The organism is Pedobacter sp. TM02, assembly GCF_059705275.1.
The window spans coordinates 3,496,391-3,522,900 of record NZ_AP046530.1 but is presented as its reverse complement, the minus strand read 5'-3'; the positions used below and the strand labels follow the sequence as shown (position 1 = coordinate 3,522,900).

Below are 26,510 nucleotides of genomic sequence, written 5' to 3'. Positions count from 1 at the left end.
CGATGAAAAGATTTCTTTTATTCTTCTTGCTGATCAGTTCGTTTGTAACGGTAAATGCTCAAAACGATCCTTTCTTAAACGAAATTAAGTACTTTAAAAAACAGGATAGCCTGCATTTTCCGCCTAAAAAAGCCATTTTGTTTATTGGCAGCTCTACTTTTACCAAATGGAAAGATGTACAGGATTATTTTCCGGGCCATACCATCATTAACCGAGGTTTTGGAGGCTCTTCCTTGCCCAATGTGATCCAACATGCCAACGATATCATTTTTCCTTACCAGCCTAAGCAGATTGTAATTTATTGTGGCGAGAACGATTTTACAGGTGGCGACCATATCACGGCCGACACCGTAACAGCGCGTGTCCAACAACTCATTGAACTGATCAGAACCAAATATCCGAGGGTGCCAATCGCTTATATTTCGATTAAGCCAAGTCCTTCAAGGCTCAAATACCAGGCTAAAATGGTTGAAGCCAATGGCATGATAGCCCAAATGGCTAAAAAAATGAGAAGGGTAACCTTTATCAATACCTACAATTCGATGTTCAATGCTGATGGAAGTATAATGCAGGACATCTTCTTGTCGGATAACCTGCACATGAACGCCAAAGGTTATGCCATCTGGCAAAAAATTATAGAACCTTATTTGAAATAAACACCTTCGAGCGTTTGTTTTAAAATTCTTAATGCCTTAATGGTTGGTCTTAGTCTTTCACCGCCTTGGACACCTCAGAATCATTTGCTTGGCTACCTGCTTTCTCTTTTAACATGAAGGGATTAAGGGTAATAAGCTGTTGGTGTTTTCGGTAGGGGAAACTCTTAACTTCTTAATGGTTGGCACCTAGGCTACCTGCTTTCTCTTTTAACAGGAAGGAATTAAGGGCGATAAGTTCATGGTGTTTTGCATCTGGCTGAAATCCTAGCTTCTTAATGGTTAAGCTATAAGCTGCAGGTTTTTATGCTCATTTTGTCTTGGTCATTATTTGCTCAAGCCGTCCATCTTAGCCTAACTGGGGTGTCTTCGGTGGTGAATAAAAAACTGTTGGTTTGTCTTCTAAAAATCACAAATCGCAACAATGCTTTGTAGATTATACCAAACGGTATATATTTGTTTAGTCAATCGAAAATAAACATGTCGAAAGCAGAACGCACAAAAGCTTACATCATCGAAAAAACTGCGCCAATCTTTAACAAAAAAGGATTTGCCGGTACTTCTTTGGCCGACATGACGACTGCCACCGGACTAACCAAAGGAAGCATCTATGGCAACTTTGCCAATAAAGACGAAGTGGCTCTTGCCGTTTTCGACTATAATTTCAAACGTGTAAGCTCGGCTATTGGTAAAGAAATGGCCAAAAGAACCAAGGCAAAAGACAAGCTCCTGGTATTTGCCGAGTTTTATTCGCAGGTTTTTGAGCCACCCCTAGATGCTGGAGGCTGTGCCGTGCTCAATACCGCTGTTGAGGCCGACGACACGCATGACGCCCTGAAAAAGAGAGCCGCACAGGCGGTTTTATCCTGGAAAGCAAATATTATCCAAGTTGTAGAACAGGGCATCGCCCATAAGGAACTAAACGAAACAATCATACCCGAGCAGGTGGCGCTAACCATAATTGCCTTGTTTGAGGGAGGCATTATGATTGCCAAACTGTTGGAAAGCAAAAGAGCGATGCAAATGATCATGGATTCGATGCAAAAAATGATCGAAGGATGGAGCTGATTTTTTTTAACCAGAAATATACCGATTGGTATAAAATAGAAAACATACCCAACTCTTCAGTACTATACAATTAATTATAAATTTTTAATCTAAATCACATGAAAACAACAAACAATACCATACTAATTACCGGCGGTAGCGCCGGTATTGGTTTCGAAACTGCAAAACTGCTCATTGAAAGTGGCAACCGCGTTATCATCATTGGTAGAGACCAAAAGCGATTAGATGAAGCGGCGAAACAATTGGGCAAGGCAACCGCCATCAAGGCGGATGTAAGCAAGGCGGCAGATGTTGAACAGCTGGTAGCTACGCTGAAGCAGGATTTTCCGCAGCTTAACATGGTCATCAACAATGCAGGTAGTGCCTTTTACTACAGCCTGAACGATGATTCGCAACCTGCATTCGAAAACGCATCGGCCGAAATCCTGACCAATTATTTGGCTATTGTGAGGCTAAATCAACTAGTGTTGCCATTACTCAGAACGCAAGAGGAGGCGGCTATCGTCAATGTATCGTCTATTGTGGCTTATGTACCTGGTGCCAGCCTCCCAACCTACGCAGCCAGCAAAGCAGCCCTGCATTCTTACACAACCTCGTTACGCCTTACTTTAGCAGGTACTTCGGTTAAGGTGTTCGAATTGTTGCCACCGTTGGTCAACACGACTTTTTCGACAGAAATTGGTGGCGAGCACGGCATCCATCCCGCAGTAGTTGCGACCGATTTGTTGGCGGCGCTGGCCAACGACGATTTTGAGATCAGGGTAGGCGATACCGCTAAAATTTATGAGCTTTTCCTATCTTCGCCCTCCGAAGCACTGAACGCAATGAACGGAAGGCGAAACGAAGCCAGCCATTCGGCTGTCTAGTTTGTTGATTAGCAGGTTGTTTGCAGATGGGCTTTGTCAATAAAACACATTTTATGAAAAGAGTAGTTGTAACCGGGCTTGGAGCCATTACGCCTTTAGGCAACACGGTAAACGAATTTTGGGAAAATATCCTGGCTGGGAAAAGTGCTGCCGGTCCCATTACGAAATTCGACAGTTCGAAATTTAAAACACAATTTGCCTGCGAGGTAAAGGATTTTAACATCGAAGACTATCTTGATAAAAAAGAAGTCAAGAAGTACGACATGTTTACCCAGTACGCCATTGCGGCCAGCGATCAGGCTATTCGTGATGCCGGATTGGATTTTGGCCAGATGAGCGAAGAAGAGCGCTATGATGTTGGCGTAATCTGGGCTACCGGAAACGGAGGTATTAGCACCTTCGAAAGCCAGCTGAAAGAATTTAACGGAGGCGACGGTACGCCGAGGTTCAATCCTTATTTTATTCCGAAAATGATTGTGGATATTGCTGCGGGTGTAATTTCTATCCGTCACCAGCTTTATGGACCAAACTATTGTACGGTTTCGGCCTGTGCATCGTCTAACACAGCCATTATCAGTGCCTTTGATACCATTAAAATGGGCAAGGCCAAAATTATGGTAGCCGGAGGTTCTGAAGCAGCGGTTACCGAAGCTTCGGTAGGTGGCTTCAATGCCGCGCAGGCCTTGTCTAAAAACAACGAAAATCCGCAGGGCGCTTCACGTCCTTTTGATAAGCAGCGCGATGGTTTTGTAATGGGCGAGGGGGCAGGTGCCCTGATTTTGGAAGACCTGGAACATGCCTTGGCCCGCGGTGCTAAAATCTATGCCGAATTGGTAGGAACGGGTATGGCCGCAGATGCCTATCACCTCACCGGTACTCATCCCGAAGGCCTAGGTGCCGTTTTAGGCATGAGCAAAGCCATTAAGGAAGCCGGAATTGAGCCACAGGATATCGATTATATCAATGCCCATGCCACTTCAACAGGTATTGGCGATATTAGCGAGCTGATGGGTATTAAACGCGTATTTGGCGATCATGAAGTTGCCGTAACCGGTACCAAATCAATGACGGGCCACTTGTTGGGCGCAGCCGGGGCCATAGAGAGCATTATTTCGGTGCTGTCTGTGCAACACGATGTTATTCCGCCAACCATCAATACCACCGAGCTCGACGAGGCTGTTCCGGCCGGATTGAAAATTGTATTGGGCAAACCGCTTTATCAAGAAGTAAACTATGTGCTTAACAATACCTTTGGCTTTGGAGGGCACACGGCAACCAGTTTATTTAAAAAATACCAAGCAGACTAATCGGCAAGGCCAATTTATTTAATAAAAAACTGCCTTCAATTAGTTTTGGAGGCAGTTTTCTATTTTAGACAAGAGGTTGTCTATTTCGAAGGGCTTGGCCAGAAAATCGTCGGCGCCGGCACTTTCTGCCGATTTTTGCAGGTCGTTGCTGGCCGAAATCAAAATTACCGGGATATTCTTCGTTTTTTCGTCGGTTTTAAGCTTCTTGCACAATTCCCGTCCATCAGATCCCGACATCCAGATGTCGAGTACATAGATGTCAGGTAGTAGGCTTTCGGTGTTCAGAATGGTATTTCCGTTTAAGGTGGTGCTCACCTCGTAGCCCTCCATCTCCAACATCATGCCCACCGCATCCAAAATTCCGGGATCGTCGTCGGCAAGTGTTACCCTTTTGTTCCTGCTGTTCATTACATTTATATTTATTTGGTTGGCTAAGTATTCAATAATCGTTGGCACGTGCTCTTGGTATAGAGAAACAGAATTTGGATCCTTTGCCTTCTTTGCTGCTGACCCAGATTTTGCCTCCTTCGCGCTTAATGATTTCTGATGAAATAAAAAGTCCGAGTCCCAAACCCGGGAAAGTATGCTGCATGTTGCCGCTTACCCGATAAAATTGTTCAAATACCTTGTTCAAATCATTTTCAGCAATACCGATGCCAAAATCCTCTACGCAAACCAGGATATTTTCGCCCTCTATGCGGCTATGTACAATAATCTGTTCTGCTTCTGGGGAATATTTGATGGCATTGGTGATGAGGTTGGTCACCACTTGGCTTAAACGCTCCTTGTCGGCGAAAACCAGCCCTATTTCTTGCAGGTCTTCCTTTATTTGATGTTTCTCTGAGGTGCGTTGCAGCTCTTCGATGGCAAAACGCATCATTTCGTTAAAATCGAAATAGGTATGGTTGTATTGCAGTTTGCCAGAGTTTACCTTGGTTACATCCAATAAATCGCCGATGAGGCTGGTGAGGCGGTTAAGCTGGGCATCCATCTTTTTCATCAGCCCCGCTTCTACAATATCTCCTTTTTTAAGCAGCATTCTTTCCAATACCTGCGTATACGCCTTGATGCTGGTTACCGGCGTTTTGAGCTCGTGACTGGCAATGCCGATAAAATCGTCCTTTTGCTGTTGGAGCTGCTTGGTCTCGGTTATATCAAAGGATACGCCAATAAAGCTGATCGGGTTGCCATGGTCGTCGTATTGGGCCTTACCCGATTCTTTGATCCAATGCAACGATTGGTCGGGCCAGCTGATCTGATACTCGCCTTCGTATACATATCCATTGGCGATGGCTTGGTTAAGCGCTTCGATAACGGCTTCTTTTTGCTGGGGTACTATAAAATTGAGCAGCTGCTCGTAGCTGAGCACAGTTTCCGATTTTAGCCCATAATTTTTGTAAAACTGCTCAGAAAGCTTTAGCGTTTGGGTACGCAAGTCTAATTCGTAAGAACCTAGCTTGCCCGTTTCAAGTGCAATTTCAAGCCTTTGGTTAATCTGTAGCAGTTCTTCTTTGGCTTGGCGCTGTTGCGTAATATCCATGGCGGTGCCCAGCATGCGTAAAGGCTTATGGTCGGCATCGTAGTAGATTTTTCCTTCAACCCTCACCCAATGGATGGAATGGTCTTTCCAGATAACCCGGGCTTCGTAATAAATCTGTCCAATATCCAGCGCCCGTCTGTGGGCATTGATGCGGATTTCACGATCGTCGGGATGGATTACACTAGTGTATGCCGAACGGGCCACATGCCTGTCGAAGCCGAAAATCTCGTCGAAACGTTCTGAAGTTGCCATTTGACCGTTGCGCAAATCCAAATCAAAAGTACCGAGACCAGCTGCGGCTGTGGCCAGTCTGGCACGTTCTTCGGCATCTTGTATCTTGCGTTTGCTTTCGAGCATGTCGGTAATGTCTATGGCCACTACCATAATGCGGTTAATGCTGCCGTCAATATCCTTTAAGGGCTCATAAACATAGTTGATGTAGGTTGTTTCTTTTTTGCCGTTCCTAACCGTGGTAATATTCTGTTCGTTGCCGTAGTGCGCAATGCCGGTCTTCATCACTTTTTTAAGTACATGCTCAAAACCCAGCGATTTGGCCTCAGGCAAGGCTTCCCATAACGGTTTTTCGACAAAGGTTTTTCTTTCCTTGTTGGCCAACTTGAGATAGGTGTCGTTAACCTCTTCTACAAAAAATGCTTCGCCTTTCAGGATAATCATGCCTACAGGTGCCTGCAGGATTAGCTTCCTGAAATTTTCTTCGCTTTCTTTGAAGGCATTTTGGGCCATAATCTCGTCGGTAATGTCTTGCAAGGTTCCGTTCAGGCGGTAGGCTACATTGTTAGCGTCGAACAATGCCTTGCCCCGGGCTTTTACGATGCGCTCTTTGCCGGTTTTGGCATTCTTAATGGTGTATTGAATGGTATAATGGCCCCCGGTTTCGTGATCGAGCGATTTTTGGAGGGCTTCTTTTACCCTTTCCCGGTCTTTGGGTATAATCGCTTCAATGGCTATGTTTAAATCGATATTTGATTCAGTATCTAAGCCAAACCACCTTTTGAGGCGGTTATTGCAGGTAAATTTATTGGTAAGCGGGTTCAGGTCCCAGGTACCCAGTTCTGCCGCATTCAGTGCAAATTCGAGTTCTTTTTTATTTTCGTTCAGCTCGTTGAGCATGCGTATATTGTCTGTGGTTTCTACAACGGCCACAAACACGCCTCCTACTTTTCCGCTTTCGTCTTTAACTGGGCTGTAGCTGAATGTCCAATACACATCTTCAATATGGCCATTGCGGTAAATGGGCAATAAAATATCTTCGTTCCAAGTAGCCTCGCCCCGGTACAGTACGCCATCGAGCATACTGCCAACCTCATCCCATATCTCTGCCCAGCATTCCTTGCCTCGCTGGCCCATGGCTTTGGGATGCTTTCCGTTATTGCCCAAGCTTTTCCGGTAAGAATCGTTGTAAAAGCAAATGTATTCAGGACCCCAAAGCAAAAACATCGGGAATTTGGAATTGATCAGGATGCTAAGGGTTGTCCGCAAACTTTGCGGCCATTCATTCATGGGGCCAAGTGGGTTTTCGTCCCAGTTGATCGAGCGTATGAGGGCACCACATTCGCCACCCCCACTAATGAAGCCATCGGTCATGCTGCTGCAGTAATTATCTGTTAATTGCTAAAAGAAACGATTAATTGTTCAATTAACAAATAAATATTTTTTTTGTTGTGGTTAAAAAAATTATTGTATCGATATTTTAAAAAGGCAAGCCACGGCTTTTAGGCGCCACACAAGGGGTAACCTTGATTAACGACCAAAAATTTGCAAAGCCTCGAAAATTCCGGGGCTTTATAGCTTTAAATAGCTAATATTAAGTATTTTTGAAACCTAGCAATCTTTCGCCATGAGAAAAATAGTTTACCTTTTGCTGTTGGTGGCAGTAGCCTTAACGGCTTGCAAAAAGGCCAAAACCAGTACAGAACCAACGCCGGTAACTCCGGTTACGCCTACGCCAAGCAACGAATTGCCTGCCGGTGCCAAAGATGGGGTGGCTTTTATCAATGGAGGTACTTCGGCCATTGTAACGCTGTATGCGCCCGGTAAAACTTCGGTAGCGCTGATTGGCGACTTCAACAATTGGCAGGTATCGGCATCTTACCAGATGAAGAATACTGCCGACGGCAATACCTGGTGGGTGCAAATTGATGGCCTGAACCCCAATACCGAATACGCTTATCAGTTTTTGGTAAACGGCACCTTAAAAGTGGCCGATCCTTATTGCGAAAAGGTACTCGATCCAGATAACGACCCTTACATTACGGCCAGTGTTTATCCAAACCTGCGGGCCTATCCTACGGGCAAAACTACGGGTATCGTAAGCGTAATGCAGGCCAATCAGCCTACCTATACCTGGAAAAACAGTTTTACGCGGCCCGACAAAAACAACCTGGTGATTTACGAATTGCTGGTGCGCGATTTTACTACGGAACATACCTATGCTTCTACTTTGCAAAAACTCGATTATTTGGTTAGCCTTGGCATCAATGCCATCGAGCTGATGCCCGTAACCGAATTTGAGGGCAACCTGAGCTGGGGCTACAACGTGTCTTATTACTTTGCACCCGATAAATACTATGGTACCAAAACCGCACTCCAAAATTTTATTGACGAGTGCCATGGCCGGGGCATTGCCGTGATTATGGACATGGTGCTGAACCATTCTTTTGGCCAATCGCCAATGGTGCAACTGTATTTTGATGGCAACAAGCCTACCAGTAACAGCCCTTGGTTTAATGTTGATGCCAAGCATCCCTACAATGTGGGCTACGATTTTAACCACGAAAGTCCGGCTACCAAATATTTTGTTAAAAATGTAGTGAAGTTCTGGATGCAACAATATAAAATTGATGGGTTCAGGTTCGATTTGTCAAAAGGCTTTACCCAAAACTATACCACTAATGATGCAGGCTTTGCGGCCTATGATGCCAGCAGGATTGCCATTTGGAAAGAATACAACAATTATATCAAAAGCTTAGATGCCAATAATTTCTATGTGATTTTAGAACATTTTGCCGATGCAACCGAAGAAAAGGTATTGGCCGATGAAGGCATGATGTTGTGGAGCAATCTGAACCACGACATGAACGAGGCTACGATGGGCTGGTTAGGGCAATCTGATTTTTCGTGGGGATTTTTTGCCAAGCACGGGTTCGCCAAATCAGAAAACCTGGTCGATTACATAGAAAGCCACGACGAAGAACGCCTGAACTTTAAAAACATCAATTATGGCAATGCATCAGGCAGCTATTCGGTTAAAGATCTAGCTACTGCCCTAAAACGCCAAGAAATGGCAGCTGCTTTTCTGTTGGCCATGCCTGGGCCAAAAATGGTTTGGCAGTTTGGCGAATTGGGCTACGATATCAGCATCGACTACAACGGCCGGACCGGCGAGAAGCCTATTAAATGGGACTATTATGATCATACACAAAGAAGAGCGCTGTTCAATGCCTATGCTAAATTGATTAGGCTTAAAAAAAACAACACTATTTTTGCCGGTCAAAATCCTGCCTACAATTTAACGGGAGGCATAAAATACATCAAATTAACCAATGGCAGCAATACGGTAGTAGTGGTTGGCAATTTTGATGTGGTCAGCCAAACGGCCAATATCGACTTTGGGGCCAACGGTACCTGGACCGATGCCGCTGGTGGCACTAGCCTGAACATGCCCCTCAGTATTTATTCGGCAACTTTGGCTCCCGGAGAATATCACATTTACAGCAAACAAACATTAAATTAAAAGATGTTCAAAAGATTAGTTGCCGTACTGGTATGGTTGGGTTGCGCCATGGTGCTACACGCACAAGATACCGTGCAAAAGATAGTTCCAAATAGGTTCAATAGTATTGAACAGCAGCAAAAGCCTTATGTAATCTTAATTTCCATTGATGCTTTCAGGTGGGATCTGGCCGATAAATACCAGGCCAAAAACCTGATAAGCCTGAGAGCAGGCGGGGTACAGGCCGAGTATTTGAAACCTTCTTTCCCCTCGCTTACTTTTCCGAACCATTATGGCATTGCCACCGGACTTTATCCATCGCACCATGGCATCGTAGACAATATCTTTTACGATAAGCAACGGAACATTGTTTACAAGAAATCGGATAAACTGCTGGCGGTTGACAGCTCTTGGTATTTTGGCAAGCCGCTTTGGGTATTGGCCGAGCAACAAAAAATGCTGAGCGCCATATTTTATTGGCCAGGGTCAGAAATCTCGATGAATGGCATTAGGCCGACCTATCTTTTTAATTATAACGAAAGTATTCCGGTTGAGCGACGGGTAGCCATTGTGAAGAACTGGTTGCAATTGCCTGCCGCGCAAAGACCCCATTTCATAGCACTGTATTTTCCGCAGGTAGACCAGGCAGCCCACAAACACACCGCCGATTCTGAAGAAACCAGAAAGGCCGTACAGCTGGTAGACGATGCCGTTGGCCAGCTGGTGGCAGCGGTAAAAGCCACTGGCATTGAAGCCAATTTTATCCTGCTGTCTGACCACGGCATGGCAACTATCGATAACCAAAATACCATTCCATTGCCTAAAGCGGTTAGTTTAACTCAATTTACAGTAACTCCGGGCAATGCCCTGTTGCATTTGTATGCCAAAGATCCATCCTTTGTAAAACCCACTTATCGGGCCTTAAAGGCCGAAGCCAAAGACTATGATGTGTATTTGAGCAAGAAGGTGCCCAAAGTTTGGCATTACAACAAAAAAGAAGACAAATACAACCGAATTGGCGATATTTTACTGGTGCCACACTTGCCCAAGGTATTTAATGTGAATGGGGTACAGCCCGATAGGGGACAACATGGCTTTGATCCGGCCATACCCGACATGCATGCCATTTTTTATGCCTGGGGGCCAGCCTTTAAATCGGGACTGCAAATTCCGGCTTTCGAAAACGTGAATGTCTATCCTTTAATTGCGCATATCTTAGGCTTAAACTATACTGAAAAAATTGACGGCAAGCTCAAGGTGCTGCAACCGATATTGAAAGAAAAACAATGAGTTTTGAGTTGAAGGCTTTCAATGCTTGGTAAACATTACGTTTTGGCAACCTCTTAATTCCCTCCTGTTAAATTGGCCGCGCTGCTGCTAGATGGTCCATGGCCTGTTGTGCCAATCGCTAAGATGGTAACAATTTCAGTGCTTTTGTAAAATGTGCATTCAATTTTTGATATTTACTGATCAAGCAAACCAAAACGATATGAAGAAAATATTTACGACAACTTTAATTGCTTTAACCCTAGCCGGATTTGCCCAGGCCCAACAACGCGGACAAGGGCAGAACCCACAGCGCCAGGCCGGAGCACCCGCATCAACTGCGCCAGTGGTAAAGGAAGACGCACCCACACGCGTTGCGCCAGCATCGGGTTCGTCGAGAACAATTAACCCAGAAAGCTCGGTGGTTACCAACCATACCGTAACCATTAAAGGCAAAACCATTCCTTACAAAGCCACAACGGGTACTTTGCCGGTTTGGGACGAAGATGGCAAGCCGATTGCCGGTTTGTTTTATACTTACTATGAGCGTTCCGATATCCAAAACAGAGACAGCAGGCCGTTGGTGATTTCGTTTAACGGCGGACCAGGTTCGGCTTCGGTATGGATGCACATTGCCTATACCGGCCCAGTGGTCTTAAATATCGACGACGAAGGCTACCCAATTCAGCCTTATGGCTATAAAGACAATAGTTCTTCAATTCTCGACATTGCCGATATCGTTTACATCGACCCCGTGAATACTGGCTATTCTCGTACCACGAGCAAAGACGTGCCGGGCAGTAAATTTTTTGGCGTTAGGGCCGATATCCGTTATTTGGCCGAGTGGATCAATACATTTGTAACCCGCAACAACCGTTGGGCATCGCCTAAGTTCTTGATTGGCGAAAGCTATGGCACAACCCGCGTTTCGGGTTTGGCCCTAGAACTGCAAAGCAACCAATGGATGTACCTGAACGGGGTTATTTTGGTATCGCCAACAGAATTGGGCATTGAAAGAGGAACCGTAATGGATGCGGCCTTGCGCCTGCCTTACTTTGCGGCCACAGCATGGTACCACAAAATGCTGCCTGCCGACCTGCAAGGCAAAAAACTACAGGCCATGTTGCCAGAAGTAGAGAAGTTTACGGTGGATGAGCTGATTCCAGCCATTACCAAAGGCGGTTTCCTACCCATGGACGAAAAGAAAAAGATCGCAGCCAAAATGGCGAGATATTCTGGCATCTCTGAAAAGGTGATTTTACAGAACAACCTTGATGTATCGACCAACTTGTTTTGGAAAGAGCTTTTACGCGATAAAGGCTATACCGTTGGCCGATTGGATTCGAGATACAGGGGTATCGACAGGGCTGATGCCGGCGATGGACCAGACTACAATGCCGAGCTTACTTCTTGGCTGCATTCGTTTACACCGGCCATCAACATGTACCTGCGCAACGAACTGAACTACAAAACCGACTTGAAATACAATATGTTCGGTCCGGTAAACCCTTGGGATAATACGGGCAACCGAACCGGAGAGAACCTGCGTGCGGCCATGGCACAAAACCCGTACCTGCACCTGCTTGTACAGTCAGGCTATTACGATGGGGCCTGTGACTATTTCAATGCCAAATACAACATGTGGCAAATGGATCCAAGCGGCAAGCTCAAAGACAGGATGACTTGGGAAGGCTACGAAAGCGGCCACATGATGTACCTGCGCAAGCCGGATTTGGCCATGGGCAACGACCACATCAGGGAGTTTATCCAAAAGGCTTTGCCTAAGCCTGGCGTGCCTGCCAAATTCTAAACGATTAACTAACTACAATAAATCTAAAGGCCTGCGGTAACGTAGGCCTTTTTTATTTGTCTAATTCCTGATTATCAATTGAACTAAATATTTGATAATTTTTGTTCAATTATTTATCATTACTGAAAATAAGGGTACATCTATGAAACAAATTTTGCTGCTTTTGAGGGTAGTCGTGGCCATTGTGCTGCTTACCATTGGCTTGGATAACATCAGCAAGCCTTCCAATTTTGAAGTTGGGCTTGGTTTATTCGAGGTGGTGCTGGGCATTGGTATTATATACAGACCTTTAGTAGTATTCATCAAAAAAATCTGACGCTCATGCAATTTCAAGCCCAAACCAGTGGAACATTTATTAAAAGACTAGTAAGATACGTGCTGATCTTCGTTGTACTTTTTATCATTTATCTTGTCCAGCCTTTTACCTACGAGAATATCGATGCCGGAAACGTGGGGATCAAAATCAATTTGTATGGCTCTGACCGAGGAGTGGATAACATTACCATTGTTACCGGTAGGGTATGGTACAACAGCTGGACCACCAAGATTGTTGAATTTCCTACCTACACCCAATCGGTAGATTATGAGCCCTTTGTGGTAACTACAAAAGATGCGGCCGAGTTTAAGGTAGATCCCAAGCTCAACTATCATGTCAATGCTTCGATGGTGCCACAAATCTACAGGCAATATCGCAAGCCTTTGAGCGAGATAGAACAGCAATTTATGCGCAATACCATTTATGATGCCTATCGGATCGTAGCCAACTCTTTTAGTTCTGATTCGGTAATGTCTAACCGCGAAAGGTTCGAAGACCGAATCCAGACCATCTTGACCAAGAACCTGAGCAAAGACGGTTTTGTGTACGACCAACTAACTTCGGCCATTACGCCGCCAGAAAGCTTGAGGCAAATGATCGATGAAAAGAATGCCTCTATCCAAGCCAGGCTCAAAGCCGAAAACCAGGCCAAGCAGGCAGATGCCGAAGCCAAGGTAAAGGTGGCTACTGCGCAAGGCGAGGCCCAAGCGCTTTTGGTAAGGGCAAAGGCCGAAGCCGAAGCCAATCGGTTAAGGCAACAATCGTTAACGCCCCTGTTGATCCAGCAGCAATGGATCCAAAAATGGAACGGCACGCTGCCCACCACGCAAGCCGGAGGCAATTCGAGTTTGATGCTGCCAATCAAGTAGAAAAAGCCGCTGTTTGAGCATAAACAAAGCCATGATCAACATCGTGGCTTTGCCGTTTTATAACTTTTTGGAGTAAAAAGAAAATCATCGGAAAATTTTATTGTACTATGTTTCGGGATTATTCCTTACTTTTACAGCCCGCTTATGGAACAGATTAAAACATCATTTGATTTCGAAAAGCCTTTAGCTGATTTAGTGCAGCAGATAGAAAAGGTAAAACAAGTTGCCGAAAAAACCAAAGTAGACATGTCTGCAACTTTGGCCGAACTTGACGAGAAATTGGCCGAAACCCGTGCAAATCTTTATACAAACCTAACAGGTTGGCAAAAAGTGCAGATGTCGCGTCACGCCGAACGTCCACAAACTTTAGATTACATCAACCTGATCTGCGATGATTTCATCGAGTTGCATGGCGACAGAACCGTAAAGGACGACAAGGCGATTATTGGCGGTTTTGCCAGTATTGACGGACAAACGGTGATGATTATCGGCCACCAAAAAGGAAAGAATACCAAAGAGCGTCAATACCGCAATTTTGGTATGGCTAATCCTGAAGGCTACAGAAAAGCCTTGCGCTTGATGCGTTTGGCCGAAAAATTCAACAAGCCGGTTATTTCTTTCATCGATACCATGGGTGCTTATCCAGGTCTGGAGGCAGAAGAGCGCGGACAAGGCGAGGCCATTGCACGCAACTTGTTGGAAATGTCGGTATTGCGGGTGCCTATCATCTGCTTTGTGGTAGGCGAGGGTGCTTCTGGTGGCGCCTTGGGCATTGGTATTGGAGATAAGGTTTATATGCTGGAGCATACCTGGTATTCGGTAATCTCGCCAGAATCCTGTTCTTCGATTTTATGGAGAAGCTGGGATTTCAAAGAGAAAGCCGCCGAATGCCTTAAACTCACCTCGGAAGATATGTATGCCAACAAACTGATTGATGGCGTGGTTAAAGAGCCCCTTGGCGGCGCACATCAAGATCCATTGCTGATGGCGCAGACCTTAAAAGAGCAGATTTTAAAAGACCTGAAAACCTTAAAGAAACAAAGCCCGGATAAACTGATCGACACCAGAATTGAGAAATTCTGCTCGATGGGCGTAGTGAACGAAGGATAATTAAAAAACATATGATTTTCAGCAGGCCATTTTGCATCAGCAGAATGGCCTTTTTGTTGGCTGGCTTTGTTAAGGGCCTACATCAGGCGGAATTATTCGTGGCCGAAAACCATACTCCAGCAAAAAGCCCCATCTAACTGAATTTAGATGGGGCTTTTTTGAGAGGGCACAAGGCCCCTTTTTATCGTGCGCCAGGTGCAGGCCCGAAGAACTGTGCAAACCTGCCATACAATTCGTTGTATTGCCTGTTCACCTCTTCGGCAAGCTTGGTCTGTTTGTACTCGTTCGCCACTTCGACCATTGGTTTTAAGCCATACATCAATCCAATTTGGATATTTTGGCCGCCAATTAACTGGTCTTTGCTTTTCGATACATCGGCCAGGTAGCCTACTTCTTTGCCAATGTAGTCGGCCGATTTTTTGATGAGGCTGTTTGCCTTTTCGGTTTCGCCCAAGATATAAAGGTTTTGGGCCATGGTTGGCACGCCCATCATGGTACGCATGCCATAGATCTTGGTCGGCATTACCTCGTCGTACCTGCGCATTACTTTTTTGGCGTCTTCAATTCTGCCCGCTTTGATCAGGCCGGTTGTCAAGCTGTTGAAAACGTTGTTGAAGATCGAAATATCGTCGGTAGACTGAGAATCCAAGTAGCGGGCATTTTTCACATTGCCCCACTTGAATTTATTCATGACGTGGTTATACATCGGATCCAAGTTGATGGCCTGTTCGCCATTGTTGGCCGTATCGGGTTGCAAAGGCAGTAATCTTAGGGCCAAGCCTTCGCTGTACAGGTAGTTGTCTAAGCCGTTAAATTGCTCTGATGGCACGGTGCTGCAAAAATAAACCGGTCTTTTCCAGTTGTTGTGCGCCAAGATATCAAGCATGGCCAAGGTGCCTTTGGTTACGTAGCCTTTGTTAAACTTCCACACCATTTCTGGGGTAATTCTCGATATCTCCGAAGCCGGTACGGTTCCTGTGCTTACCACTTCCTGCGGATTTATGGTCAGCTTGAAGTTCTTGGTCGGAATAAAGTTGGTAGTTGAGCCATCAGACAAAGGCATTTTATCGTCTTTATCATCCGACAGCAACAAGTCTACAATCTGTTTCAGCTCTACCGGATCCTTAATTTGGTAGTCTTTGTAATACATCACATCCCTTTCGCCGGCCACATATTGCGATTCTTTCATGGTAATCGGCAAAGGCTCCGATTGATGAACCTTTTTGCGCATGCCGTTGATGTACCAGTCGGTGTCGAACAAGCTCAGGTTAACCAAGCGGATATCTGGACGGATGTTTTCTACTTCTTGCGCATACCACAGCGGATAGGTATCGTTATCGCCATAAGTAAACAAAATAGCATTAGGCGCACACGACTCCAGGTAACTTACGGCAATATCGTGGGCAACCATTTTGGTCGAGCGGTCGTGGCCACGCCAGCCTTGGGCGCCCATCAGTACGGGAGCGCAAGCAATGGCAACTACCGTAGCGCCAATAGCACCGGCTTGTGGCGTTAGTTTTTTAAACACCCATTCTTTTAGGGCCAACACGCCCAGGCCTATCCAAATGGCAAAGGCATAGAAAGAGCCCACATAGGCATAATCCCTTTCCCTTGGCTCCATAGGCTTTTGGTTGAGGTAAAGTACAATGGCAATGCCCGTAAAGAAGAATAGCAAGGCAATGATGCCGCCATCTTCTGGCTTGCGTTTGAAATGCCAGATCATGCCCAATAAGCCCAATATCAATGGCAGGAAGAAGAAACGGTTATAGGAAGTACTGTCCTTAATTGACGGTGGCAAATTGGTTTGGTCGCCTAATGTCATCGCATCTATGGCCTTGATGCCACTTAACGAACGACCTTCGTACAAGCTTCCCTGGCCCTGGTCTTCGTTTTGTCGACCGGCGAAATTCCACATAAAGTAGCGGAAGTACATGAAAGCGGATTGGTAGCGCAAAAAGAAAGCCACATTGTCTATGGTACTTGGAAAGTGCTGGTCGTCAAAGCCCATAAAGTCTTTATAGTAGTTGATGTGGCGTTGCTCGTCGCTGTACATTCTCGGGAACAATACTTCGTGCTGCAGACGGCGGATGCTGTCCGGAAAAGTTTCGTTCTCTCCATAAATATGCTTGCTCTTTACGCCGGCAATCTCATATTTGGTGGCGCCTTTTCTGTAGATGTTTCCTTGGTCAACGCTAATAGGCATCGAACCATCTTCCTTGTATTTAGGAATAGAGTTATAGTTAGGTCCAACCAACAAAGGCCTATCGCCATATTGTTCGCGGTTCAGGTAGCTCAAGAAAGAGAAAGCATTGTCGGGATCGCTGTTGTTGAGGTTTGGTTTGGCTTGCGCCCTGATCAAAATCATGGCGAATGAACCATAGCCAAAAATAATCAGTGTGGTTGACAGCAAGGCCAGGTTCAGGATTTTCTTTTGATGCTTAATCGAGTACCTGATGCCGAAAACCAATCCGCCTACCAGTAGTAAGATAAAGAAAAGTACGCCGCTTCCGAAGCCCAATCCCAACGTATTCACAAAGAAAAGATCAAAATAGGCGCCAAAAGAAACCAGGTATTGGATAATGCCGTATTGAACCACAGCCAATATCAGGATGCCGATGATAAAGGTCTTGATAATGCCGCTTGCAGTAGGATTGCTGGTCCTTCTGAAATAATAAACAAAGGCAATAGCCGGAATGGTAAGCAAGTTGAGGATGTGGATGCCGATAGACAAGCCCATGATATAGGCAATAAAAAGCAACCAACGGTCTGCACGGGGCTCGTCGGCAATGCTTTCCCATTTTAGAATCGCCCAGAAAACAATGGCAGTACAAAGTGATGACAAGGCATATACCTCAGATTCAACTGCCGAGAACCAAAAACTGTCGGAAAAAGTATAGGCCAATGCGCCTACTGCACCTGCGCCCATGATGCTGATCAAGGTAGCCTTGCTGATGGCTTCCTGGCCTTTAACCAACACTTTTTTGGCGAGTGCGGTAATGGTCCAAAACAGGAACAAAATGGTGGCGCCGCTGGCAATGGCCGAGCCTACGTTCATGAAATAGGCAACTTTGGTATTGTCGCCCATAGCGAAAATAGAAAAGAAGCGTTGGATCATGAGGAACAGTGGGGCACCTGGCTGATGTACGACCTGCATTTTCAATGCCGAGGCAATGAACTCGCCACAGTCCCAAAAACTCACAGAAGGCTCAAGGGTTAAAATATAGGTTAGCGTTGCAATGAAGAAGCAGATCCAGCCAACGATGTTGTTTGTTTTCGAATAGTTCATTTTATAAATGGATAAAATAAGTGCCTAATGCACACGATAAGGCTGCCGAAAATAAAGAAATAGATTGAAATAAGCATAAACATTTGAGCTCTTTTAACAAAAATTAACCCGCAGAAATCGTTTGCAGCAGGCATGGAGCTTGCCCAAAAAAATATTTTCATTTTTTTTTAATTCTGATTTGCAGAAATAAAAAATGTGCGTACATTTGCATTCCATTTCGGAACGAAAGTATGTTGAGATGGAAGATTGTCCGATAGTATAAGGGTAGTACAACGGTTTTTGGTACCGTTTGTCTTGGTTCGAATCCAGGTCGGACAACAAATTTTTTTCGGATTGTGAATATTCGCAATCCGATTTTTTTTAACCCGCATTGATACCCGCAAATCATGCCATTGCAATTTAACCCAGTTAAAATTTTTGCCGGAACTGGCACTAAAGATTTAGCTAAACAAATTGCCGACGCTTACGGCAAACCACTAGGAGACGTAACTTTAAGTCGGTTCAGCGATGGCGAGTTTCAACCTTCTTTTGACGAATCGATCAGGGGTTGCGATGTGTTTCTGGTACAGTCTACCTATCAGCCTACCGACAATTTAATGGAGCTTTTGCTCATGGTTGATGCCGCCAGAAGAGCTTCTGCGCATTACATCACGGCAGTGGTTCCTTATTACGGATTGGCCCGTCAGGATCGTAAAGACAAGCCTCGTGTAGCCATTGGCGCCAAATTGGTTGCCAACCTGTTGAAAGCGGCGGGTATACACCGTATCATGACCATGGATTTGCATGCGGCTCAAATTCAGGGTTTTTTTGATATTCCGGTTGATCACTTGGATGGTTCGGTCATTTTTGTGCCTTACATCAAAAGCCTCGGCCTTGAAAACCTGACTATTGCTTCGCCAGATATGGGCGGTTCATACCGTGCCCGTACCTTTGCCAAGTTTTTTAATGCAGAGGTGGTGATTTGCGATAAACGCCGTAAACGTGCCAACGAAATCGAATCCATGTCGATTATTGGTGATGTAACCGGGCAAGACATTGTGCTGATAGACGATATTTGCGATACGGCCGGAACATTGGCCAAAGCAGCGGCCCTGATTATGGACAATGGTGCCAAAAGCGTAAGAGCCGTTTGTACGCATCCGGTGCTTTCGGGCAAAGCCTACGAAACCATCGAAAACTCTGTGTTGGAAGAACTGATCGTAACCGATACCATTCCGTTGAAACAACAGAGCGATAAAATAAGAGTGCTGAGCACTGCCAAATTGTTTGCAAAGGCCATTGCCAATGTAAACGAACATGGTTCAATCAGCGATTTGTTTAGGGTATAACGATCAGGACAGCGCGCACAGAGACCGGTTGCCCCCAAGCGAAACTAAAAAAGCATTTATTACAATTAAATATATCAAAAATGAAAACAATCGCAATTAGCGGTTCTCTTAGAGAGAACGTAGGGAAACGCGATGCCAAAGAACTTCGCTACGAAGGTAAAGTTCCTGCGGTATTGTATGGTGGTAAAGAGCAAGTGCACTTTTCAATTACCAGAACCGACTTGAACGAAGCTATCTATTCGCCAGAAGCTAACTTTGTTGAAATCGAAGTAAATGGCAAAAAAGTAAAAGCTATCGTAAAAGATACACAGTTTCACCCACTAACCGACTTGTTATTGCACGTAGATTTCTTGCAGTTATTTGACGACAAAGAAATCATGATGGAAATTCCAGTTAAATTGACCGGAACTTCTCCAGGTGTTAAAATGGGGGGTAAATTGGTTCAAAAGCTACGTAAGCTACGCGTAAAAGCATTGCCTAAAAACATGCCGCAAGTAGTTGAGGTAAGCATTGCCAAAATGGAAGTTGGTAACTTGTTCCGCGTACGCGATTTGCAAGCTGCTGATTACTTTGTAACCAACACGCCAGAAGATACTATCGTTTCTGTAGGTATGTCAAGAGCATTGAAACAGGCAGAAAACGAAGCTAAAGGAAAATAATTTCCAATAGCAGTATGCTACAGAGCGGTACAGAAGAAATTTTGTGCCGCTTTTTTGTTGGCCACCCCTGCGAAATTTTAAACTTCGCAAACGTTTAAAAAACTGCCCCCCAAAAAACTGTCAACTGATTCTTATCTTTGCGCCATGAAGTACCTGATTGTAGGCCTCGGAAATATTGGGCCGGAATATGTAGATACACGCCATAACATTGGCTTTAACATTGCCGATAAGCTGGTAGAGGAGCTGGAGGGCCGCTTTGAGCTGCTCAAGCTGGCTTATTATGCCGAAGTAAGCTTTAAAGGTAAAAAACTACATGTAATTAAGCCTACTACCTATATGAACCTGAGCGGCAAGGCCGTAAACTATTGGATGAAGGAATTGAAGGTAGCGCCCGAAAATGTGTTGGTGCTGGTTGACGACCTGGCCCTGCCTTTGGGTAAACTCAGGATGAAACTACAGGGCAGCAGCGCTGGCCACAACGGCCTCAAAAGCATAGAAGAGCTTTGTGGCGGACAAAACTATGCCCGCTTGCGCTTTGGCATTAGCGATAATTTTAGAAAAGGCCAGCAAGCCGAATACGTATTGGGCCGATTTGATAAAGACGAGCAAAAAGAATTGCCCATCTTAATCAATAAAGCCGTAACCATGATCAAAAGCTTTGCTACCATTGGCGCGGCACAAACCATGACCCTCTACAATAAATAAGGCCGATTGCTTTATTTCAAATTTATCGGGTAAAACGGCTTATTTTCTGGTGCAGCACATTGGGCTTAAAGGGTTTGCCTACAATATCGTTGGCCCCTGCTTCAATGGCAATTTCACGGTCCATATCCAACACGCCGGCCGAAAAGGCAATAACCGGGATGTATTGTTTACCTGGTATATAGCCGGCTCTTATTTTCTTGGTGGCTTCCAAGCCATCCATTACAGGCATGTAGGTGTCCATTAAAATCAGGTCGTAGTTGTTTTCTTTAAGTGCATCCAAAGCTTCCTGTCCGTTGTTTACTACGTGCGTAGCTACTTTCCAGCTTTCCAAAATCTTCACGACCAAAAACTTGTTGATCGGATTGTCTTCGGCAATCAGGATGCGTACGCCTTCCAAGCTTGGCAGTTCGGTAGCTACATCACTTTCTTTTGCATTTTTTTTGCCTTCAACAAACTCGTACCATTTGGTAAAGCTAAAGGTGCTGCCTTTGCCTTCTTCGCTTTCAACTTCGAGTACGCCGCCTTTAAGCTCCGCCAATTTCTTGACAATAGAAAGCCCTAAGCCGGTACCGCCGTATCTCGAAATGCGGTGGTCTTCTACCTGCTCAAACGATTCGAAAATCTTGTCCTTGAAATTGGCGGCAATGCCAATCCCGGTATCTGATATCGAGAAACGGATGTGAGCGTTGTTGCTTTTTTTATTCAGTACTTCGGCTCTGAACCTTACCTCGCCCTCGTTGGTAAACTTGATGGCATTGCTCAGCAGGTTCATAAAGATCTGGTTCAGCCTGAGCGAGTCGGCAATAATTACGTCTGGCAGATTCTCGTCAAGATCTAATATCAGGGCAATGTTTTTTTCCTTGGCCCTGATGTTGAGCAGGTTGGTGGCTTGAGTGGTGAGCAGCCTGATGTCGGTTTCGGCAAAGTTCATCCTGAACTTGCCCGCTTCGATTTTGGAAATATCCAAAATATCGTTGATGACACCCAACAGCGATTCGGAAGAAACCTCCAGCAATTCAAGCATTTCTTTTTGCTGCTCGTCGAGCTTGCTTTTTTTGAGCAGGTGAGTTAGGCCGATAATTCCATTGATGGGGGTGCGGATTTCATGGCTCATGTGCGCCATGAAATTTTCCTTGGCTCTTTTGCCTTGTTCGGCTTCTTCCTTGGCCTTGATCAGGTCGGCCTGAAAATGTTCCAGCTGCAGGTTCTTCTGCTTGATTTCGCGCTGGTTGCGCACCACCTGGATAAAAGAATCGACCTTGGCCGAAGTAATATAAGGATCGAGCGGTTTGTAAAGGTAATCGATGGCACCTACGTTAAGGCCTTTAATGGCATACTTGGTTTCGATAGAAATGGCGGTTACAAAAATGACCATGATTTCCTGGGTACGCGGGTTGTCCTTTAAAATCTCGACCAGCTCAAAACCGTCCATGCCTGGCATCTGCACATCAACCAAGGCTATGGCGATGTCTTTTTCCCAACAAATGCGCAGGGCCTCGTTGGGCAAGGTAGTAGTAATGATATTGATATCTTCCTGATGCAGCAGCGCTTCTAGCGCAACAATATTTTCAGCCTTATCATCCACAATAAGAAGGTTAATTTTATTCATGGCGCTATGTTATTTTTTGATAGATGTTGTTTTTTTGATCAATGACCTTAAAATGTTTGAGGAGGTCTGTATTTCTGATGGTTTCCTTGCTGCCCAGACAAAGGAAGCCGAAAGTGGCCAAGCTGTTGTAAAAGAGCTCGATAACCTTGGTTTGGAGCAGGGTGTTGAAATAAATAAGCACATTGCGGCAAACAATGACCTGAAATTCGTTGAAAGGGCCATCGGTTACCAGGTTGTGTACAGAAAACAGGGTATTTTTTTTCAATCCGCGTATCATCGAAGCGGCATCGTACTTGGCTGTGTAGTAGGTGCCAAGCGAATGGATGCTACCCGTTGCGCGGTAGTTTTCCGAATAGAGTTTCATTTGGCGCAGGTCATAAATCCCCTCTTTGGCCTGTTCAAGGGCATTTGGATTGATGTCTGTACCATAGAAAAAGCTGCGTTGATATAGATGGTGCTCTTTAAACAAAATGGCAAATGAATATAATTCCTCACCGGTTGAGCAACCAGCGTGCCACACTTTAATATGCTGGTAAGAACTGAGGTAAGGAATGGCGTGTGCAGCAAAAGATTTATAGAAAGCAGGATCCCTGAACATTTCGGTAACGTTCACGGTAATTTCGGTTAAAAAATGGTCGAAATAATGCTGGTCATTGGTCAATATGTTAACCAAATCGGCATAATCTAACCTTTCGAGCTCCATAATCCGGCTTACCCGTCTTTTTAAAGAAGCCGTGCTGTAGTTCTCAAAGTCGAAGCCATGCACCTTTTTGATCAAGTGGATCAACGAATGCAGCTCTTTTTCGGAGATGGTTTCTTTAGCAGGATCAGAAAAGTTTCTCATGGTTCTAGTTAGCTAAGCCAAACGCGCATCATCGACAAGAGCTTGTCAACGTCAACGGGTTTGGAAATATAGTCGTTCGCCCCGGCCTCAATGCATTTTTCACGGTCGTTTTTCATCGCCTTTGCGGTAAGTGCGATGATGGGCAGCTTTTCAAACTGTTTATCTTGCCTGATGCGGCGCATAGCTTCATAGCCGTCCATTTCTGGCATCATGATATCCATGAGCACCAAATCAATTTGTGGATGTTCTTCCAGCCGTTTAAGTGCTTCTACTCCCGTATTGGCAATCACGATATTAATCTCGTAAAATTGTAGCGCACTTGAAAGGGCAAAAATATTGCGCATATCATCGTCGGTAATTAAAATCGTTTTGTCTTTGAGTGCTTTCTCCAGCGTGGTGGCTCTTTTTTTACCGGACACCGGAGGCGCTAAGCTTGCCGGGAGTTGCCTGCCCTGTTTTTGTAACCTGTTCATAAAGAGGCTAACCTCGTCGAGCAAGCGGTCGTTGGACTTGTGGCTTTTAAGTACCATGGCCTCGGTATAACGCATAATCTGCGCCATTTTTTCCTTGTCTAATTCCATGGCGGTGTTAATAATGACCGGAATGTGTGTCCATGCCGGATTGGCCTTGATCTGGTCTAAAAGGGCGAAGCCAGAAATATCGGGCAGTTTCAAATCAAGAATAATGCAATCGAAGGTCTGCTCTTCCAAAATGGCCATGGCTTCTTTGCCGGTATAGGCCTGCGATACCTTGACGCCTTTTTGGATCAGCTGTTCTTTGAGCGTGTTGCTTTGCAGCACCTGGTCTTCTACCAGCAGCACGTTGCTGAAGGTATAGGCATGCTGCTGGCCCAACAGTTCGAAGGCATGGTCTAGCTTTTCTTTTTCTACGGGTTTCTTTAAAAAGCCAATGGCGCCTTCTTTTTCGGCCTTGGCCACTTTTTCGTCGCCCGCCGACATCATATGTACCGGAATATGCTGCGTTGCCGGGTTTTCCTTTAGTTTTTTGAGGATGGTCCAGCCATCCATTACCGGTAGCATCACATCGAGCACAATGGCATCGGGTAGCAGTTCGGTTGCCATTTGCAAGCCCCGGTCTCCGCTATGCGCCACCATGGGGGTAAAGCCTTTTTCGATGGCATAGGCTTTTAATATTTCGGCAAAATTCTCGTCGTCTTCTACAATGAGCAAACTGTGCTTGCCTTCTATCGGGTTGCTGCCTGTTTCTAAGGATGGCATTGGCAGGCTTTCGCGGCTTGGCTGTACAGAAGCTGGAGGCGCAATGGGCTCGTTTTTGGTTTCCTTGTTTGATGTGGCTGCCAAGTCTTGCGGAAGGTACAGGGTAAACGTACTTCCCATGCCCGGCTCGCTGTCTACCTGTATTTCGCCACCTAACAAACTGGCCAGTTCCCGGCTAATGGATAGTCCTAGGCCGGTACCGCCGTATTTTCTGCTGGTAGAGCCGTCTTCCTGCTGAAAAGCTTCAAAAATAACGCGCTGTTTGTCTTTGGAAATGCCAATGCCTGTATCGCTAACCGCAAAATACAAGGGTATGCTGGCGCTGCTTTTGAGCTTGCTGTTTGCTCCAAACTGTGCATTTTGGGCCAAGCCAATGTCGAGTTTGATCTTGCCCTTTTCTGGAGTAAATTTAAAGGCGTTGGAAAGCAGGTTTTTGATGATTTGCTCCAACCGGCCCTGGTCGGTAGTAAGTTCTTTGGGCAGATTGGCCGCAAGCTGGATGTTGAAATCGATTTTCTTGTTGTTGGCCACTTCGCTAAACAACGATTCGATGTTGTGCTTCACATCAGCCAGGTCGACATGCTGAAGGTTGATGTCAATATTGCCCGATTCGATTTTAGAAAGGTCGAGGATATCGTTGATGAGCGTTAGCAAATCCGATCCGGCATTGTGGATAACGCCCGCATATTTGATCTGCTCTTCCTGCAGGTTGTTCGGCCTGTTTTCCTTTAAGATACGTGCCAAAATGAGGATGCTATTTAGGGGCGTTCTCAATTCGTGGCTCATATTGGCCAAAAACTCCGATTTGTATTTGCTGCTCAGTTCCAGCTCCTGCGCCTTGAGGCTAATGGCTTCTTTGGCCTGGTTAATGGAAGCGTTGCGTTCTTCGAGTTGCTGCGCCTTTTCTTCGAGTTCGGCATTGGCATGCTGCAGCTCCTCTTGCTGTACGCGCAGCTCTTCTTCCGAAGCCTGTAACGCTTCGGTTTTGTAAATCAGTTCTTCGTTGGTGGTACGCAGTTCTTCCTGTTGGCTGGCTAGCTCTTCGGCCTGCTGCTGGGTTTGCTCAAAAAGCTGTTTCAGTTGCAAATGGGCCAAAGCACTGTTCAGTGCAATGCCTATATTTTCGGCAATGTTGGCAATCAGTTCGAGCTTGTTGGCCTGTGGCGCTAGTAAAAAGCCCATTTCAGCCACGGCTATGGTTTTGCCTTCAAAAACAATCGGCACCAAAAAAAGATAGTTGGGCACGGTTTCGCCCAGTGCAGAACTGATCTTGACATAGCCCGGCGGCACATCCTTGATGTACTTGGTCTTTTTTTCTACGGCCGCTTGACCCACCAGGCCCTCGCCAAAGTGGATGTTCTTTTTGAGTCGGCCTTCGTAGGCATAGGTGCCACTCAGGTAAAGCGATTGCTTTTTATCGTCAACTAAGAACAGGGCGCCAATGCGGGCATCGATGTAATTGCAAATGGCAGAAATGATATTGGTGGCCAGCTCGTCAACTTCCTGCTCGCCGCGCATGGCTTCGTTGATTTGGGCGGCGCCACTCAAAAGCCAGTTATTGTGCTCGTTTTGCGCCGATATTTCGGCCAGCTCTTTATTGGTTTCCAAGATTTCTTTTTCGGTTTCCTTTTGCTGGTCGAAGGTGCGCCTAATGTAGCGCAGCAAAAACAGAATAAGGCCAAAAATAATTACCGCGCTTAAAATAACCACAATAATGGTGGTGCGACTTTTGCTTTCGTTATTGCTTTTGCGCTCATCGAGCAAGGCCTGCTCGTTTTTAACAAAGGCATTGTTGATCCGGAGGAAGTTTTCTTTGGAAACCTGGCCAATGCTATCAACCGCTTTGGCCTGTGCTGCGGCAAAGCCTTGGCTGTTTACCTTTTGGACGATCGTTTTCATGTCCTCGATCTTTTGCAGGGCATAAAACTCCAGGCTGTCGGCTAATTTGGCTTGCTGCGGATTGTCGAGAGCCAGTTTTTTTAACTGGTCTATATTTGGGATAATCCTGTTGATGCTTTTGTTGTAGGGATTTTTATAGGTCTCTTTTTCGGTAAGGAGATAGCCCCTGAGGCCTGTTTCTGCATTGAGCAACTCAATTTCTGTTTTCTCGGCAATGCTGATTACGGCATGCGAATGGCTTACCCATTGCGAACTTTCGGAAAAGGCTTTGAGGCTAAAATAAGAAGTCAGGGCCGAGATAAAAACAAAGAGCAACGAAACAACAAAACCCGTAAGTACCTGTTGTTTAAAAGAAAGCTTAACCATCGATTAATAAAAATTATAAAGCTAAGATAGGATTAAAA

The 26,510-nt window shown here is 45.4% G+C and carries 19 protein-coding genes; 13 read left to right on the top strand and 6 right to left on the bottom strand.

All coding sequences use genetic code 11. The annotated features are described in order from the left end of the window. Positions 1-2: 2 nt before the first annotated feature. The 4 genes from AC6H1S_RS15145 to fabF all read left to right on the top strand — a co-directional run bounded on the left by AC6H1S_RS15145 (position 3) and on the right by fabF (position 3,894). Complete coding sequence (locus AC6H1S_RS15145; RefSeq protein WP_497564128.1) at positions 3-656, top strand: GDSL-type esterase/lipase family protein; 654 nt, start codon at positions 3-5, stop codon at positions 654-656. Positions 657-1,133: 477 nt separating this feature from the next. After that, entirely contained in the window at positions 1,134-1,721 is a 588-nt protein-coding gene (locus AC6H1S_RS15140) for a TetR/AcrR family transcriptional regulator (RefSeq protein ID WP_497564127.1), read from the top strand. Positions 1,722-1,819: 98 nt separating this feature from the next. Then, on the top strand, positions 1,820-2,587 hold the full coding sequence (locus tag AC6H1S_RS15135) for an SDR family oxidoreductase (RefSeq protein ID WP_497564126.1): 768 nt from the start codon (positions 1,820-1,822) through the stop codon (positions 2,585-2,587). A gap of 53 nt (positions 2,588-2,640) precedes the next feature. After that, the gene (gene fabF / locus AC6H1S_RS15130; protein WP_497564125.1) at positions 2,641-3,894 is read left to right on the top strand and encodes a beta-ketoacyl-ACP synthase II; all 1,254 of its coding nucleotides are present in this window, start codon (positions 2,641-2,643) and stop codon (positions 3,892-3,894) included. A gap of 39 nt (positions 3,895-3,933) precedes the next feature. Here fabF and AC6H1S_RS15125 read toward each other — a convergent pair whose 3' ends face one another. Together AC6H1S_RS15125 and AC6H1S_RS15120 are read right to left on the bottom strand one after the other, a co-directional pair. Further along, entirely contained in the window at positions 3,934-4,302 is a 369-nt protein-coding gene (locus AC6H1S_RS15125) for a response regulator (RefSeq protein ID WP_497564124.1), read from the bottom strand. 31 nt (positions 4,303-4,333) lie between these two features. Further along, positions 4,334-7,039 (bottom strand): PAS domain-containing sensor histidine kinase, encoded by a 2,706-nt coding sequence (locus AC6H1S_RS15120; protein WP_497564123.1) that lies wholly within the window; start codon positions 7,037-7,039, stop codon positions 4,334-4,336. A gap of 253 nt (positions 7,040-7,292) precedes the next feature. Here AC6H1S_RS15120 and AC6H1S_RS15115 point away from each other — a divergent pair, with 253 nt between their 5' ends. The 6 genes from AC6H1S_RS15115 (at position 7,293) to AC6H1S_RS15090 (ending at position 14,538) form a co-directional block, all read left to right on the top strand. Beyond that, the gene (locus AC6H1S_RS15115; protein ID WP_497564122.1) at positions 7,293-9,188 is read left to right on the top strand and encodes an alpha-amylase family glycosyl hydrolase; all 1,896 of its coding nucleotides are present in this window, start codon (positions 7,293-7,295) and stop codon (positions 9,186-9,188) included. A gap of 3 nt (positions 9,189-9,191) precedes the next feature. Further along, a complete protein-coding gene (locus tag AC6H1S_RS15110) occupies positions 9,192-10,457 on the top strand; it encodes an alkaline phosphatase family protein (protein WP_497564121.1) in 1,266 nt (421 codons plus the stop codon). Positions 10,458-10,656: 199 nt separating this feature from the next. After that, positions 10,657-12,243 carry a S10 family peptidase gene (locus tag AC6H1S_RS15105; RefSeq protein ID WP_497564120.1) on the top strand — a complete coding sequence of 529 codons (1,587 nt, stop codon included), beginning with the start codon at positions 10,657-10,659 and terminating at the stop codon, positions 12,241-12,243. A gap of 142 nt (positions 12,244-12,385) precedes the next feature. Further along, complete coding sequence (locus AC6H1S_RS15100; protein WP_497564119.1) at positions 12,386-12,559, top strand: hypothetical protein; 174 nt, start codon at positions 12,386-12,388, stop codon at positions 12,557-12,559. A gap of 5 nt (positions 12,560-12,564) precedes the next feature. Next, positions 12,565-13,428 carry an SPFH domain-containing protein gene (locus tag AC6H1S_RS15095; protein ID WP_199137589.1) on the top strand — a complete coding sequence of 288 codons (864 nt, stop codon included), beginning with the start codon at positions 12,565-12,567 and terminating at the stop codon, positions 13,426-13,428. Between the two features lie 144 nt (positions 13,429-13,572). Beyond that, entirely contained in the window at positions 13,573-14,538 is a 966-nt protein-coding gene (locus AC6H1S_RS15090; protein ID WP_199137591.1) for an acetyl-CoA carboxylase carboxyltransferase subunit alpha, read from the top strand. 181 nt (positions 14,539-14,719) lie between these two features. Here AC6H1S_RS15090 and AC6H1S_RS15085 read toward each other — a convergent pair whose 3' ends face one another. Beyond that, complete coding sequence (locus AC6H1S_RS15085) at positions 14,720-17,824, bottom strand: glycosyltransferase family 117 protein (protein WP_497564118.1); 3,105 nt, start codon at positions 17,822-17,824, stop codon at positions 14,720-14,722. Positions 17,825-18,210: 386 nt separating this feature from the next. Here AC6H1S_RS15085 and AC6H1S_RS15080 point away from each other — a divergent pair, with 386 nt between their 5' ends. The 3 genes from AC6H1S_RS15080 (at position 18,211) to pth (ending at position 20,516) form a co-directional block, all read left to right on the top strand. Next, complete coding sequence (locus AC6H1S_RS15080) at positions 18,211-19,152, top strand: ribose-phosphate pyrophosphokinase (protein ID WP_199137595.1); 942 nt, start codon at positions 18,211-18,213, stop codon at positions 19,150-19,152. Between the two features lie 80 nt (positions 19,153-19,232). Further along, positions 19,233-19,811, top strand: a complete 579-nt coding sequence (locus AC6H1S_RS15075) for a 50S ribosomal protein L25/general stress protein Ctc (protein ID WP_199137597.1) — start codon at positions 19,233-19,235, stop codon at positions 19,809-19,811. 144 nt (positions 19,812-19,955) lie between these two features. Continuing rightward, positions 19,956-20,516: an aminoacyl-tRNA hydrolase gene (gene pth / locus AC6H1S_RS15070; RefSeq protein ID WP_497564117.1), complete on the top strand. Its 561-nt coding sequence runs from the start codon at positions 19,956-19,958 to the stop codon at positions 20,514-20,516. Between the two features lie 22 nt (positions 20,517-20,538). Here pth and AC6H1S_RS15065 read toward each other — a convergent pair whose 3' ends face one another. From AC6H1S_RS15065 to AC6H1S_RS15055, 3 genes are read right to left on the bottom strand one after another with little or no spacing between them, the layout of a single operon-like run. Continuing rightward, positions 20,539-22,125, bottom strand: coding sequence for a hybrid sensor histidine kinase/response regulator (locus tag AC6H1S_RS15065; RefSeq protein WP_199137600.1), 1,587 nt, complete (start codon positions 22,123-22,125; stop codon positions 20,539-20,541). Between the two features lie 4 nt (positions 22,126-22,129). Continuing rightward, entirely contained in the window at positions 22,130-22,969 is an 840-nt protein-coding gene (locus AC6H1S_RS15060) for a CheR family methyltransferase (protein WP_497564116.1), read from the bottom strand. Positions 22,970-22,977: 8 nt separating this feature from the next. Further along, a complete protein-coding gene (locus tag AC6H1S_RS15055; protein ID WP_497564115.1) occupies positions 22,978-26,472 on the bottom strand; it encodes a response regulator in 3,495 nt (1,164 codons plus the stop codon). Positions 26,473-26,510 lie beyond the last annotated feature (38 nt).